Source organism: Phaeobacter sp. JH20_34, assembly GCF_048056095.1.
Classification (GTDB): Bacteria; Pseudomonadota; Alphaproteobacteria; order Rhodobacterales; family Rhodobacteraceae; genus Phaeobacter; species Phaeobacter bryozoorum.
The window spans coordinates 194,843-208,707 of record NZ_JAYMWT010000001.1; the positions used below are offsets into that span (position 1 = coordinate 194,843).

Annotated in this window: 12 protein-coding genes; 6 read left to right on the top strand and 6 right to left on the bottom strand. The window is 60.3% G+C overall.

The features are described 5' to 3' along the window. Positions 1–172: 172 nt before the first annotated feature. Complete coding sequence (locus VWZ81_RS00925) at positions 173–1,333, top strand: ABC transporter substrate-binding protein (RefSeq protein WP_416541799.1); 1,161 nt, start codon at positions 173–175, stop codon at positions 1,331–1,333. A 100-nt stretch (positions 1,334–1,433) separates the two neighbouring features. Beyond that, positions 1,434–4,139 carry a methyl-accepting chemotaxis protein gene (locus tag VWZ81_RS00930; protein ID WP_416541800.1) on the top strand — a complete coding sequence of 902 codons (2,706 nt, stop codon included), beginning with the start codon at positions 1,434–1,436 and terminating at the stop codon, positions 4,137–4,139. Between the two features lie 207 nt (positions 4,140–4,346). Here the strand turns inward: VWZ81_RS00930 and VWZ81_RS00935 are convergent, their stop codons facing one another. Together VWZ81_RS00935 and VWZ81_RS00940 are read right to left on the bottom strand one after the other, a co-directional pair. Next, positions 4,347–5,645: an MFS transporter gene (locus VWZ81_RS00935; protein WP_416541801.1), complete on the bottom strand. Its 1,299-nt coding sequence runs from the start codon at positions 5,643–5,645 to the stop codon at positions 4,347–4,349. Positions 5,646–5,768: 123 nt separating this feature from the next. Continuing rightward, positions 5,769–6,674: a LysR substrate-binding domain-containing protein gene (locus tag VWZ81_RS00940; protein ID WP_416541802.1), complete on the bottom strand. Its 906-nt coding sequence runs from the start codon at positions 6,672–6,674 to the stop codon at positions 5,769–5,771. Positions 6,675–6,813: 139 nt separating this feature from the next. Between VWZ81_RS00940 and VWZ81_RS00945 the strand changes: the two genes are divergently transcribed. From VWZ81_RS00945 to VWZ81_RS00955, 3 genes are all read left to right on the top strand, one after another. Next, positions 6,814–8,424: a GMC family oxidoreductase gene (locus tag VWZ81_RS00945; RefSeq protein ID WP_416541803.1), complete on the top strand. Its 1,611-nt coding sequence runs from the start codon at positions 6,814–6,816 to the stop codon at positions 8,422–8,424. Next, complete coding sequence (locus VWZ81_RS00950) at positions 8,421–9,590, top strand: mandelate racemase/muconate lactonizing enzyme family protein (RefSeq protein ID WP_416541804.1); 1,170 nt, start codon at positions 8,421–8,423, stop codon at positions 9,588–9,590. The genes VWZ81_RS00945 and VWZ81_RS00950 overlap by 4 nt, the downstream gene beginning before the upstream one ends. Before the next feature lie 173 nt (positions 9,591–9,763). Next, positions 9,764–10,009 carry a DUF1289 domain-containing protein gene (locus VWZ81_RS00955; protein ID WP_340547560.1) on the top strand — a complete coding sequence of 82 codons (246 nt, stop codon included), beginning with the start codon at positions 9,764–9,766 and terminating at the stop codon, positions 10,007–10,009. A gap of 54 nt (positions 10,010–10,063) precedes the next feature. Here VWZ81_RS00955 and VWZ81_RS00960 read toward each other — a convergent pair whose 3' ends face one another. The 4 genes from VWZ81_RS00960 to VWZ81_RS00975 all read right to left on the bottom strand — a co-directional run bounded on the left by VWZ81_RS00960 (position 10,064) and on the right by VWZ81_RS00975 (position 13,013). After that, positions 10,064–10,537, bottom strand: coding sequence for a Dps family protein (locus tag VWZ81_RS00960; RefSeq protein ID WP_340547561.1), 474 nt, complete (start codon positions 10,535–10,537; stop codon positions 10,064–10,066). Between the two features lie 106 nt (positions 10,538–10,643). Next, positions 10,644–11,084 (bottom strand): hypothetical protein, encoded by a 441-nt coding sequence (locus VWZ81_RS00965; RefSeq protein ID WP_416541805.1) that lies wholly within the window; start codon positions 11,082–11,084, stop codon positions 10,644–10,646. 141 nt (positions 11,085–11,225) lie between these two features. Next, positions 11,226–11,894 carry a GntR family transcriptional regulator gene (locus tag VWZ81_RS00970; RefSeq protein WP_340547563.1) on the bottom strand — a complete coding sequence of 223 codons (669 nt, stop codon included), beginning with the start codon at positions 11,892–11,894 and terminating at the stop codon, positions 11,226–11,228. A 93-nt stretch (positions 11,895–11,987) separates the two neighbouring features. Further along, complete coding sequence (locus VWZ81_RS00975) at positions 11,988–13,013, bottom strand: trans-3-hydroxy-L-proline dehydratase (RefSeq protein ID WP_416541806.1); 1,026 nt, start codon at positions 13,011–13,013, stop codon at positions 11,988–11,990. Positions 13,014–13,222: 209 nt separating this feature from the next. Here VWZ81_RS00975 and VWZ81_RS00980 point away from each other — a divergent pair, with 209 nt between their 5' ends. Further along, positions 13,223–13,849, top strand: a complete 627-nt coding sequence (locus tag VWZ81_RS00980; protein ID WP_340547565.1) for a helix-turn-helix domain-containing protein — start codon at positions 13,223–13,225, stop codon at positions 13,847–13,849. Positions 13,850–13,865 lie beyond the last annotated feature (16 nt).

Below are 13,865 nucleotides of genomic sequence, written 5' to 3' on the forward strand. Positions count from 1 at the left end.
CCAACCTAACAGCCGCGCGGGAAGAGGTCGATGGTCTGGGCGCTTTGGTCTGTGGTTTCGACCGATTGATAAAATGCTTTGCATATTTTGCGCAGGGTTATTTTCGCCCGGAGGGCCTTTGTTAACGGGTTCAGGGCAAGCTGCTCCGGTGTTTTGAAAGGTGGAGTATACGATGTCGCTAAGAAAACTAACAACCGCAGCGGTACTGGCCATGGCCCTGCCGACGCTTGGACTTGCTCAGCAGGGCGTGTCAGAGACTGAAGTTCGATTTGCACAGGTCGCCGCACTTGAGGGTCCGGCTTCGGCGCTGGGGCAGGGGATGCAGCTTGGCCTGCAAGCCGCGTTTGCCGAGGCGAATGCTGCGGGTGGTGTTCACGGACGCAGCATCGTTCTGGACAGTATGGATGACAGCTATGAACCTGACCGATCGGCCACGCTGGTCAAACAGGTGATTGCTGATGATCAGCATATTGGCCTGATCGGCGCTGTTGGCACCCCGACCGCATCGGCAACGCAGCCGATCGCGACCGAGGCTGGCATGCCGTTTATCGGCCCCTTCACCGGTGCTGGTTTCCTGCGCGATGCAAGCCACGGGAACATCTTCAACGTCCGTGCCACATATGCTGCGGAAACCGAAGCCTGGATTGCCCATCTGGTGGATGAGCTGAACATGAGTTCCATCGCGCTGCTCTATCAGGATGATGGTTTTGGTCGCGTAGGCCTGGCTGGCGTTACCGCGGCACTGGAAAAACGCGGCATGACCCTCGCCGCCGAGGGCACGTATACCCGCAATACCACCGCTGTGAAGAAGGCGCTTCTGACCATCCGCAAGGCCGAACCGGATGCGGTTGTGATGGTTGGCGCCTATAAGCCGGTTGCCGAATTCATCAAACTGGCGCGCAAGCTGAAGTTCAATCCGACCTTCGTGAATATTTCCTTTGTGGGGTCAGACGCGCTGGCGAAGGAACTGGGCGATGCCGGTGAAGGTGTGATTATCAGCCAGGTTGTGCCGTTCCCATGGGACACTTCGCTGCCAGTCGTGGCGCAGTACCAATCCGCACTGAAGGCGGTGGATGCCGCAGCCGAGCCGGGTTTCGTGACACTTGAAGGGTATCTGACAGGTCGTCTGGCCATCCGCGCTCTGGAAGAGGCAGGTGCCGAGCTGACCCGTGAAAGCTATCTCGCGGCCTTCGCCGGGCTGAGTGAGGTGGATCTGGGCGGAGTCACCATGCGCTTTGGTCCGGATGACAACCAGGGCATGGATGACGTCTTCCTGACCCATATCGCCAAGGATGGCAGCTTCCAACCTGTCGTGGCAGGCGGCGAATCCTGAAAAAGCGCCAGATTGAGGCATGTCTGATGCCTCAATCACCCGGCCTCTGCCGGATTTCTGTGCAAAACCGAGTGGTTTTAATGGACTCATGGGGCGAATAATGACGAAGCAGACACGTAAACGCGCGACACGGCGGTGGAATCCGTTGTCCAGTATTCGCGCCAAGATGTTTCTTATCCTACTGGCGATGGCGGGTACTTCGGGGGCCATCGGCTATGCGGTGACGCGGGCGTTTGAACAGGTGGCCGGAGATGTGCATGTCCTGTCCGGGGAAAAGCTTCCTGAACTGGAACTGAGCGGTCAGATGACCGCTGCTGCGGCCCGAACCAAGGACGCGATGGTTGCGGTGATGCTGGCTGATACGCTGAATGCGCTCGACTTTGCCAAGAGCGATGTGACAACGGCGGTTCGCGCTCTTGATAGCGCGGTGGAACAGCTGCCCGAAGTGCTCCGTGATGAATTCAAACCAGATCTGGTTATGGTAGAGGAGGCGCTGGATGCCTCCATTGACGCCCGTACCATTGCTTTCAAGAATGCTGCGGCAGTGATCGCGATGACGGCCGAGCTGCAGGAAATGAGCAGCGCCATGCAGGTCACGCTCGCCGAGATGGCAAAGGAGGCCTATTCGAACCTCACCAAAGGCGGTGAGCAGACGATGTCTGCAGTCGATGCGACTTTGACCGATCTGGTCGAGGTGAAATTTGCCACCCTGCAGTCGCTGTTGCAGGCGCGTGCGGAAATCAACCTGATTTCCGGTATCGCCCTTGCCATCGGCGATACCAAGGACCGTGCCATGCAGTCGATCCTGACCGATCTGGCCAAGGCATCGGATGGCCGTCTGAACGAGGTGATCAACACGCTGGAGGTCGAGGCGCCTGGTGTCGTACCGATCTTTGCCATCCGTGATGCTGCTGCGGTGCTGCAGAAGGCGGTTTCGCGCGCGGGTGCTCAGTCCAGCGCCCTGCGTCAGGAGGTGCTGAGTGCGCGCCTGTCCAGCGATACCGAACTGGCCACTGCCGTCGATGACATGGTGTTTGAGGTGACATTGGCGGCTGACGATGCCAGCACCGACAGCAAGAAGGCAATTCAGGGTCTGCTTGCGAATGAGGTCGGTTTTCTCAACACATTGCTTGAGATCAATACCTGGATCAGCAATTTCCAGGTCGCAGCATTGGATGTCGTGACCGCGCAGGGTCTGGTGCAGACCCGCGCTGCTGCCGAACCGATGGAGCGAGCCGCTGCCGCTCTTGCAGACTACAAGACGTTTGACGAAGGACGGCTGGCCGCGCAGCTCGACGAGATCATCACGCTGGCGGCACCCGATCAGGGGCTGGCGGTTTTCCGAATTGCCTCGCTCACGGCAGACGCGGATGCGACCAAAGCGGCCAATGCAACCGCCAATGCGGTGCTTCAGATCGCGAGCCGTGCCTCGCTTCTTGGCTCCGGCAGCCGGGGTGAAATTGCCTATATGGCCACCGACATTGCAGCGACCGTAGACGAGGCTCGCGCCAATATCGAACGGATGCTGATGGTGGCGGGCGGGCTCCTGATGGTGGCGCTGCTGCTGACCCATTTCCTGGTCCAACGACCGCTCAACGCGATCAGCCGGACCACCGAGCGGCTCGCCGATGGTGATCTGAGCCCGATCAAGGGATTTGAGCGCACCAGCGACGAGATCTACCGCATTGCACAGGCATTGACCGTGTTCCGTGACGGGTTGGTGGAGAAAGAGGAACTGTCCAAGGCCACCGAGGAGGAGCGCGCGATCCATCAGGCGCAGCAGACCGCTGCCGTCACGGCGATCGGTCAGGGTTTGGCCCGGCTTGCACAGGGCGACCTTTCGGCGCGAATCAACGAAGAACTGACCGAGGGCTACGCCCAGTTGCAGGCGGATTTCAATCAGACGGTTGAGACCTTGAGCAGAACCGTGATGGATATGGTGGATGTTGCCTCTTCCATTCGCAATGGCGCCGATGAGATCAGCCAGGCCTCCGATGATCTGTCGCGGCGGACCGAAAGCCAGGCGGCGACGCTGGAGGAGACTGCCGCTGCCCTGGATGAGCTGACAGCCAGTGTGAAATCCGCAGCTGAGGGCGCGCGTTCGGTTGAGACCACCACCCAGGCCGCAAAGAGCGAAGCGATCGAGAATGGCAGCGTTGTCAGCAGCGCGGTCTCTGCGATGACGGAAATCGAGGAGAGCTCCAAACATATCGCGCAGATCATCAGCGTGATTGATGACATTGCGTTCCAGACCAATCTTCTGGCTTTGAACGCCGGTGTCGAAGCGGCGCGCGCTGGCGAAGCGGGTCGTGGGTTTGCGGTTGTTGCCTCCGAAGTGCGTGGCCTGTCGCAGCGCACATCCGAGGCGGCGCGGGAAATCAAGACATTGATCAGCGAGAGCTCGAAGAAGGTCGACTACGGCGTCGAACTCGTCGGCAAGGCTGGCACTGCGCTGAGCGGCATCGTGGCACAGGTCGGGCAGATCTCGCAGCAGGTCTCCGATATCGCCGATGGCGCGACGGCCCAGTCCACCGGGCTGCATGAGATCAATATCGGCATGTCGCAGCTGGATCAGGTGACCCAGCAGAATGCGGCAATGGTGGAGCAATCCACCGCCGCCAGCCATATGCTGCGCGGGGATGCGACCAAGCTGGCGGAGCTGGTGGCGATTTTCACCGTAGCAGGAGACGGGTCCGAGACCCCGGAGGCGGTGGTCGATGCCGCTGAGCAACACACGTCCGGTGACGGCTGGGAGGAGCAGGACATGTGGGCTGATGAGCCGGAAGGTTGGCAGAACACCGGCTAAGCCTATCCTGATTTAGGTGTCGATTCATCTGTGACCGCAGCCGCCTTTGCGCCGCTGCGGTCGCGGTTTTTGGGGGGACGTTTCTCGGAGCCGCTAAAGACCCGTGTCAGGATCGCGAAGAGAGCGCCGTCGCATCCGGCCTGAATTCTGGCAGCACGCGCTACAGGGCGTAGAGATCGGATCCGCAAAGCCGTTAAGACTCATCGCCTAGCGGCGCGGATGGAGATCATCACCAATCGCGGCATGTCGGTGCTGTCGCCCATGGCCATGCTTGGCCAGATGCGGGTGATCGTCGGGCAGTTCAGGGTGATCATGCGCCACCATATCGGCATTTCCGTGCCACAGCTTCGCGGCGAGCAAGAGACCGACGGCGGCAATCAGCCCGAGCACCAGAAAGGTCGTGTTGAAACCGGCGCGGGCGCCGATCTGCCCTGCCAGCGGATAGGTCACCAGCCAGCAAGCATGGCTGAGGGCAAACTGTGCGGCGAAGAGCGCCGGGCGATCTTCTGCATTTGCCGAGCGTCGCAGCAACCGCCCCGTTGGCGTCAGGGCCAGGCTGAAGCCAAAGCCAAGTATCATCCAAAGAGCAACTAGAAGCAGGAAGCTGTTGGCCAAGGGGCCGAGAAAGAGCCCGAAGGTGAGGATGGCGCCGCCTGCCAGCATCGGCGGACGGTCCGGCATATGGTCCAGCATCCGTGGCAGCAGCAGCGCGGCCAGCATCGACCCGCCGCCAAAGGCTGCAAGGGCAATGGCCACCTCGGGTTCCTGCAGGCCGAAGCTACCTTTCACCAACACAACCGTGTTGACGATGACCATCGAGGAGGCCGCCGCAACGACAAGGTTCAGTGCCAGCAGGCCCCGCAGTCGCGGCGTCGCAAGATAGAGCCGTATGCCACGCGTCGTGCGAGCCCAGATCGTGCGCGGTTTGCCAGGCTGGGGTGATGGGATCGGCACGGATAGCACCAATAGGGCAGAGGTCAGAAAACCGATGACCGTGCCTGCAAACAACATCGGGAAACTGACCACGGTCAGCAGCGCAGCCGCAAGTGCCGGCGACAGCAGGCTTTCCAAATCATAGGCAAGTCGCGACAGCGAGAGCGCGCGCGTATATTCTGCCTCATCCGGCAGCACATCGGGAATGGTCGCCTGAAACGTCGGCGTGAAGCCCGCAGAGGCGGCCTGCATCAGGAAAATGAGGCAATAGATCTGCCAGATCTCGGTGACAAAGGGCAGGGCGAGCGCCACACCGGCGCGGATCAGGTCGAGCGAGACCAGCATGGTGCGCCGGGGCAGCCTATCGGCAAGGGCGGCCGCGATGGGAGCGAGGCCGACATAGGCCACCATCTTGATCGCGAGGGCCGTGCCGAGAACAACGCCGGCGTCCTCCCCTGCGATCTGCCATGCCAGCAGGCCAAGCGCGACCGTCGCCAGCCCGGTGCCGAGCAGCGCAATGACCTGTGCGGCCAGCAGGTGACGATAGGTCCGATTTGCAAGAACAGTGAGCATTCCGACCTATTCATATATGTTGACTGGAGTTACCGCGCAGCGCAGCCGCCAGATCTCTCGTGATCAGGGCGCGGGATTGCTTGGTTTGGCTGGCCTGTCGGCGTGGTCTGTTTCCCGCTGACCCTAGCCCGCCGCAGGCGGTGTGGCAATCGCGGCGGCGACACGTTCGGCAGTTAGATGCGCCTGGGTTTGCAGCCAGTCGACAAGCGTGCTCACCTCAGGCCGATGGCTGTTTCGATCCGAGGGCAACACCAGATGATGGCCATGCTGGGTCGACAGGGCAATATCGCTGGCGCGGCGCAATGTGCCGCGCTCAAGATACGGCTGGGCAAAGACATCAGCAACCAGAGCAACGCCCAGACCACGGTTGGCCAGTTCAAGTGCAATCAGCGATTGGTCGACCTTATAGGCTGGTTCGGGGACTGTAACGCCGGGGGCGTGCAGCGCAAAGAAATGGCGCCAGGTGTCGACAACGCCGGTCATTTCGATCAGTGGCAATCTGTCCAATTCGGGGCAGGGGGAAGTGCCTAGCAGGCTGGGTGTCGCCACTGCAATGACCGTGTTCTGGAGCAGCGGTAAGACGGGGCCATCGCGCCAGCTGCCATCGCCATAGCGAATGTCGACATCTATCGATTCGCCCTGCGACAGCTCACTCCATGATGACGACAGCACCCGAAGCCGACTGGCGGGATATTGTTTTCTGTAGTCGCCCAGCAATGGCATCAGCCACAGGAGGTTCAGAGACGTGAGACAGCGCAGGGTCACCTCCTGCTCGGTCCCTTTGCCAAAGAGATTGCAGGTGGTCGCGTCAATATCGGCAAAAGCCTTGGCCACCACGGGCAGATAGGCATGTCCCAGCCGTGTGAGGCTGAGCAGCTTGTGGTCGCGGCGGAACAGCTTGTGGCCCAGCTGCGCCTCAAGCCCGCGAACCTGATAGCTGACCGCAGAAGGTGTGAGGCCCAGCTCCTCCGCCGCCAGGGTGAAGCTGCCGTGCCGCGCACTGGCATCAAAGGCACGGAGCCAATTCATCGGAGGAAGATCGCTGTACATAGGCGCAGAATACCCATGCTGCGAATTTTTTTAAGGTAGCGACGAACTATTTTTCGTTTCCGCTTTGCGATCAGCTTTGTCACGATCTGACGATAAAGACTTTGCGGACGGTCAGGCAGTGACGCGATTTGACTACATTATTATTGGCGCAGGGTCTGCGGGATGTGTGCTGGCGGAGCGGCTGAGCCGCTGCGGCCGCCATAAGGTGCTTGTCCTTGAGGCTGGCGGGCGTGGGCGGTCCCCCTGGATTGCGCTGCCTCTGGGCTACGGCAAGACGTTTTTTGATCCTGCGGTGAACTGGAAATATGAAAGCGAACCCGAGGCGACGCTCGCGGGGCGGCGCGGCTACTGGCCGCGTGGCAAGGGGGTTGGTGGTTCGGGCGCAATCAATGCTCTGGTCTATGCCCGCGGGGTGCCGCAGGATTTTGACGATTGGGAGGCCGCGGGCGCGACGGGCTGGAACTGGGAGACCGTGCATCAGTCCTTTGAGGCGATGGAAACCCAAGTGGCGCCCGATGGGCGGCGGCAGGGAAGCGGTGCGCTGCATGTGCAGGATGTATCGGACCAGATACACCCGGCGAACCGGCATTTCTTTGCCGCGGCGGCTGAACTGGACCTGCCGAGTACCGGCAATATCAACGATCCCGGTGGCGAAGGCGCGGCGGTCTATCGGATCAACACAAGCGGTGGTCGCCGGATGCATTCGGCGCGGGCATTTCTGGCACCCGCGCTAAAGCGGATGAATGTGACCTTGATGACCGGTGCGCTTGTGGAACGGATCATTTTTGACGGTCGTCGTGCCGTTTCGGTACAGCTGCGGCGGCGCGGCAGATTGATGACGATATCGGCCGGACGTGAGATCATCCTGTCCGCCGGGGCTGTTGCCTCGCCCTGTCTGCTGCAGCAATCGGGGATCGGTCCTGCGGATCTGCTGAGCAGGCACGGGATCGAGGTGGTTCAGGAGCAGGCCCATGTTGGTGGCAATTTGCAGGACCATCTGGGGATCAACTATTATTTTCGCGCCACAGAGCCGACCCTTAACAATGTGTTGTCGCCCTTGACCGGAAAGCTCCACGCCGCCCTGCAGTATGCGATACGCCGCAGGGGCCCGCTGGCGCTGTCGGTGAACCAATGCGGCGGGTTTTTCCGCAGCGCGCCGCATCTGGGCCGCCCTGACCAGCAGCTCTATTTCAATCCGGTGACCTATACCACTACGCCTGACGGCAAGCGTGAGGTGATCCAGCCGGATCCGTTTGCCGGGTTCATTATCGGCTTTCAACCCGCCCGTCCGACCAGCAGGGGCCGGATCGACATTCGCAGCGCCGACCCAACTGCCCCTCCGCTGATCCAGCCCGGCTCTCTCGCGACTGAGGAAGACCGCGCGCAGGTTATCGCAGGGGGGCTGCTCTGCCAGAGGTTGGCAGGCACATCGGCATTGACCCGGCTGATCGAGGCTCCAATGGGGCCTGATCTGCGGCAGATGACAGATGCCGACATCCTGTCGGATTTCCGCGAACGCTGTGGCACGGTGTTTCATCCGGTCGGGACCTGCCGTATGGGGGCGGATGCAAGCACCGCCGTTGTCTGCCCCAAGCTGAAGCTGCACGGGTTTGACGGGCTGCGGGTCGTGGATGCCTCGGTCTTTCCCAATATCACCTCGGGCAATACCAATGCTCCGACTATGATGCTGGCCCATCGGGCGGCTGATCTTATTCTGGAGGCCGGATGAATACGCCCTATTCAGCCTCGGGTGCGGTGCCGCTGCAGGATGATCGCGGACAACAGGACATCGGGCCGCGTATTTGCCGGATCGAGACATTCTGCACGCCCTTGGTGGGGTTTGTCCGGGTTACCTCGGAGGATGGCCAGCAGGGTTGGGGGCAGGTTTCGACCTATAACAGCGATCTGACCTGCGAGATCCTTCATCGGCAGGTGGCGCCCTGGGCCTTGGGCCGGGGTATGGATGCGCTTGAGGCGGTGATCACCGAGATCCCGCTGCGCGAGCATAAATATCCGGGCACCTATCTGCGGCGTGCGATGGCGGGCTTTGATACGGCGGTTTGGGATTGGCGCGGCCGGGTGGCCGAAAAACCAGTGGCGGTGTTGCTGGGCGGGTCGCCGGGTCCGATCCGGGCCTATGCCTCTTCGATGCGGCGCGATATCACACCACAGGACGAGGCGGACCGGCTCAAGTCCCTGCGTGACAGCCACGGGTTTGACGCATTCAAGGTGCGGGTCGGCGCCGAATGCGGCGAAGACCGGGATGAATGGCCGGGGCGGACGGAGACGATCATTCCGACGATCCGGGCAGCATTGGGAGATCGGGTCTCCCTGCTGGTTGATGGCAATTCCGGGTTTTCCCCGAAACGCGCCATTGAGGTAGGCCAGCGCCTGCAGGACCATGGGTATGAGCATTTCGAGGAACCCTGCCCCTATTGGATGCTGGAGCAGACGGCGGAGGTGACCCGCACGCTGGATCTGGATGTGGCGGGCGGTGAGCAGGATTGGGATTTACAGGTCTGGCGTCGTATGATCGAGATGCGCGCGGTTGATATCATCCAGCCGGATATTCTGTATCTGGGCGGGATGACGCGAAGTATGCAGGTTGCGCAGCTGGGTGCGGCGGCGGGGCTGCCCTGCACGCCGCATTGCGCGAACCTGTCTCTGGTCACCCTGTTCACGATGCATATGCTCCGCGCCGTCGATCTGCCCGGGCGGTATCTGGAATTCTCTATCGAGGGCGATGACTATTATCCCTGGCAGCGGGATCTGTTTGTCACTGATCCATTCCGCATCGACAACGGTCAGGCGACGGTCACTGATCAGCCCGGCTGGGGGATCGAGATCAACCCGGAGTGGCTGTCAAAGTCGACATATAATTGTAGCGAGATTTAGATGTGCCCTGTGCGCTTCTGACGGCCGGTTGGTTCGGCGTCAGGGCGCTACCGGAGCTGGCGCGCGAGTGGGGGTATCGAGAAATTGACAAAAATACTCGTCTTTGCGGTTGCAGAGTGACCCGTGTCGCCCCATTTGTGGGCAAAGATGCCCGGTAACGCATAAGGTTCGATATGCCCAAGACTCCCAGCCCCTGCATTGATGTCTGCAAATTCAAGCGTGAGGGACATTGCATCGGCTGTTCGATGACCAAGGCCCAGAAGTCGCTGTTCAAAGCGTTGAAGAAAGACAGCCACAGGCGCGCGTTTGTCAGGATGCTGACCGCGCAGCAGGGCCAGCTGGGAAAATACACGCATTGGGACCTTGCCTACCGCAAGAAACTGGCAAAACGAAAAATCGCGGCAGAGGAGATCCTCTGACCGCGATTATATGTCTTTGCCGGTCTGGGTTGTTCACCCACCGCCGTTGTCGTGTCAGCCCGCCAGATGCGAGCGCAGGAACCAGGCAAATTTTTCATGGGTCTGGCCGCGCGCAATGCACAGATCCTCGGTCAGCGTATCACCATGATCGGCGGCCAGCGCACCGCAGCCTGCAAGGGTCGCGGCGAGGGTTTCCTGCGCTTCCATCATGATCCGGATCATTTCCTGATCGGTCGCATGGCCGTCGTGTTCGGCAACTTTGGAGCGTTTCAGCATCCCGGCCAATGTGCCCTCGGCATGGGCATCCAGTGCACGTACGCGCTCGGCAAGGTCGTCCTGCCCCAGAAAGTGATCTTCGTAGATCTTCTGGAACAGATCATGCAGCGGGCCGAATGCCATGCCCTTGACGTTCCAGTGGAAATTCTGGGCCAACATCGTGGTGACAGCGGTTTCTGCCACGGATTGGTTCAGAGCATCGGCGATTGCGGTTTTGGCATCGGTCGAGAGTGCAGCAGCGGTCTGTGTCATCATGTTCCCCATTGTTCCATAAAATAGCTGGCTGGCAGGAAGCTGGCTTGCTGTGACACACAACATAGTCATCCGGGGGCATATGGCAAGAGTTTTTAGAACGATTCTAAAACTTAGGAAATTGCTCGGAAATACGGCCCAGAAGAAACCCGATGTAGCGCCGCCGCGCCGGGTCGATTTGCGACCGCAGCAAGAAACCGAGGCTGTCATAATCCTTTGCTGATACACAGGACAGGCAGCGCATCACCCAAGCTTCGTCGAACGAGACCTCTGCCGTGCCGGGGCGAAACCATTTGATTCGACGTGGCATTGCCTCTGGCAGGCATTTCACAAAAGTATCGACATAGGTGCGTCTGGCATCCTCTCCATCGACACAGAGCAGCGCGCAGGCTTCGAACAGATCGGTCCGCGCAGCGGCGCGGCAGCCCATCGCCGCAAGACGCAACGTATTGAGTGCAATATATTCCTGCTCATCGAGCAGGGGAGTACTGCGCAATCGATCAGGGGCCGTCACCTGCGGCAGGGACAAGGTCTGCACTGGCATCATGGGTGATGAATCCGTCTATCTAGAGGGGCACTTGGGCGCCCCGGCTAATTCCTGACTAAATATATTGGTTTTATGGGCGCTCACAAGAGATGAACAGGCGCGCTAGCAAAAATCGCGCTGTATGCCCTGCGGCGTGCGGTATTAGCTGCGGTTCTCCGCAACCAGCGCCAGCAGCTCTTCCTTGGTGCGGGAAATATGTCGGGTCAGGGCGTCGCAGGCGGCCTCGACATTGCGGGCCTGCGCCAGTGCGAGGAGGTCGCGATGCTCGGCCTTGGCGGGTTCGCGCTGTTTCATCACGCTGAGATGCATGCGCACAAACCGGTCGGAATGAAGGCTGAGCCCCTGTAGCATTTCATTGGTCAGCTTACGTTCGGCAGCAGCATAGAGCGCAGAGTGGTAGCGGTGGTTCAATGCGCCCCAGGTTGCCACGTCATCAGCATCATAGGAGGCGTCCATTTCATCCAGGATCTGGCTGCATCTTGCGAAGTCAGTGCTGGTCATCGCAGGGATCGAGCGACGGAACAGATCGACCTCGACCAGGATGCGCAGATCAAAAATCTCCGCGATTTCGCGCAGAGAATGTTTGGTGACTGTTGCCCCGCGGTTATTCGCAAAAAGGACCAGCCCCTCGGCATCGAGCCGTTTCAGAGCTTCGCGCACCGGCATCCGCGAGACATCGTATTCCTCTGCCAGTGCCTCCTGGCGGATCGGTTCACCTTCGGCAAGTTCACCACTCAGGATACGCTCGCGCAAATCGGCGGCGATCACGTCGGGGAGGGTGCTGCGGGAGATGGCGCGCTTGGCTGCCATGGGAGCCTCATGGGTCGGGGTTACGTAGGTGCCAATCTGGCGGTTGTTGTTCGGGTGTGCCCTGCCGGGAAGCGCGGATCAAGGGGCAGGGCATCACGCCCCCCAGGTGTCGCTCAGCCTGTAGCCACCGGGCCAGGGGTCATCGGGGTCCAGCATGTGCTGATGTATTCCCGTGATCCAGCCACGACCACTGATTTCCGGAATGATGGCGAGCTGGCCTCCGACGGTTGTCTGGTCGGTGATCCGGCCCTTGAAACTGGAGCCAATGATCGACACTGCCTCAAACTCCTCATCTGCGGTCATTTCCCCTTTGGCCAGCATCAGGGCCATTCGGGCCGATACTGCGGTTCCGGTGGGTGAACGATCCACCTTGCCGGGCTGGATGGCCACGGCAGAGCGACTGCGCCACCCGATGTCGGTGCGCTCCAGCGGGCCGCAAAATGCACAGAAGGAAATATGCGACCAGTGGGGATTGTCTGGATGGCTGAAACCCAGCTGCTCATTTGCCGCATCCAGAATGCAGGTTCCGATCTGTGCCAGGGCCTTGGCCTCTGCGTCGCAGATGGTCAGATCCAGATCGGCGGCCTGTACGACCACAAAACTATCGCCGCCATAGGCCGTATCCACATAGAGCGTACCGATCCCCGGGACATCCAAGGCAACGCCAATTGCCCCTGCAAAACTGGGAACATTGCGGACAAATATCCTCTCAGCTTTGCCATTTCTGCATTCGGCGCGCACCTTGACCAGCCCCCCTGGCGCTTCCAGCGTCAGATGCGTTTCCGGTTCCTGCATGGGCAGAATGCCCCCATCCAGCAGCACGGTCGCAACGCAGATCGAATTCGATCCGGACATCGGCGGCGTGTATTCCGGTTCCATAATGATAAACCCCATGTCGGCGTCGGGATGTTTGGGGGGCACCAGCAAATTGACGTGCCGGAACACGCCGCCGCGGGGTTCATTGAGGACAAAGTTGCGCAGGGTCTGGTCCTGCGCGATGAATGTGCGCTGATCCCAGAGTGTGGCGCCCGGCGGCGGTGCCACGCCGCCGACGATGACATCACCCACTTCGCCCTCGGCATGGGCGGAAATGACATGTACGGTCCTAGTGCTGCGCATCTCGGTCTCCTGCGGTCCCGGCGGGCTTGGGGCGGGCTGAAAGGTGGTCAAGCCAATCGATCGCCTGTTTCTGATGTAGCACTACAATAAATTTTAGTATATGTTTTCCTGAAGCCCACATCACAGATCATGACCAAACAGGTTCGGCTGGTTGGATGGGTCACTTTGGTCAGCGCGGTGTCGGGCTGCCGGAATTTCAGGATACGGATATGGACGCCTCAGAGACGCGCAAGACAGAGACCATAAAGGCAGGCGCCAGCAAGAAAACGCGCAAGAAGGACAATTCCGAGCAGCTTGGACACGCGATCCGCCGCCGCCGCAAGGCGATGGGGATGACCATGGTGCAGGTTGCCGAGGACACTGAACTGACGCCCGGATTCATTTCTCAGGTTGAGCGGGGCATCAGCACGCCCTCGCTGTCCTCGCTGTTGTCCATCGCTGCCGCCCTGCAAACCAGCGTCGAGCAGCTGTTGAGTGTTGAGGAAGAGTTTAGAGAGTATATTCATAAGGATAACCGGCAGACCTACGCTCTGGGAACCAACGGTAGATTGTATGAGAAGCTGGGGCCGGGGTTTTCCGGCGCGCTCTGCTACCCGTCGATCATTCACCGCCCACCTGGTCATGTCTCGGAGAAGATGTGCCATGAGGGCGAGGTGTTCTGCTACCTGATCTCGGGGCAGCTTGAATATCATCTGGGGGATTCGGTGCATATCATGTCGCCGGGGGATACGGTTCACCATGACTGCTCGAAGCCGCATTATTCGATCGTTCTGAGCGACGAAGAGGCGGTTGAACTTTGGGTGAGCACCATGCCGATGAAGAGCTCTGCCCGCTGAAGGATCAGGCGCTAAT

Excerpts from the sequence above, each read along its gene's own strand:
- VWZ81_RS00925 (WP_416541799.1), top strand. The coding sequence starts at position 173 with ATGTCGCTAAGAAAACTAACAACCGCAGCGGTACTGGCCATGGCCCTG.
- VWZ81_RS00930 (WP_416541800.1), top strand. The coding sequence starts at position 1,434 with ATGACGAAGCAGACACGTAAACGCGCGACACGGCGGTGGAATCCGTTG.
- VWZ81_RS00935 (WP_416541801.1), bottom strand. The coding sequence starts at position 5,645 with ATGCTCACTGTTCTTGCAAATCGGACCTATCGTCACCTGCTGGCCGCA.
- VWZ81_RS00940 (WP_416541802.1), bottom strand. The coding sequence starts at position 6,674 with ATGAATTGGCTCCGTGCCTTTGATGCCAGTGCGCGGCACGGCAGCTTC.
- VWZ81_RS00950 (WP_416541804.1), top strand. The coding sequence starts at position 8,421 with ATGAATACGCCCTATTCAGCCTCGGGTGCGGTGCCGCTGCAGGATGAT.
- VWZ81_RS00955 (WP_340547560.1), top strand. The coding sequence starts at position 9,764 with ATGCCCAAGACTCCCAGCCCCTGCATTGATGTCTGCAAATTCAAGCGT.
- VWZ81_RS00960 (WP_340547561.1), bottom strand. The coding sequence starts at position 10,537 with ATGACACAGACCGCTGCTGCACTCTCGACCGATGCCAAAACCGCAATC.
- VWZ81_RS00965 (WP_416541805.1), bottom strand. The coding sequence starts at position 11,084 with ATGATGCCAGTGCAGACCTTGTCCCTGCCGCAGGTGACGGCCCCTGAT.
- VWZ81_RS00970 (WP_340547563.1), bottom strand. The coding sequence starts at position 11,894 with ATGGCAGCCAAGCGCGCCATCTCCCGCAGCACCCTCCCCGACGTGATC.
- VWZ81_RS00975 (WP_416541806.1), bottom strand. The coding sequence starts at position 13,013 with ATGCGCAGCACTAGGACCGTACATGTCATTTCCGCCCATGCCGAGGGC.
- VWZ81_RS00980 (WP_340547565.1), top strand. The coding sequence starts at position 13,223 with ATGGACGCCTCAGAGACGCGCAAGACAGAGACCATAAAGGCAGGCGCC.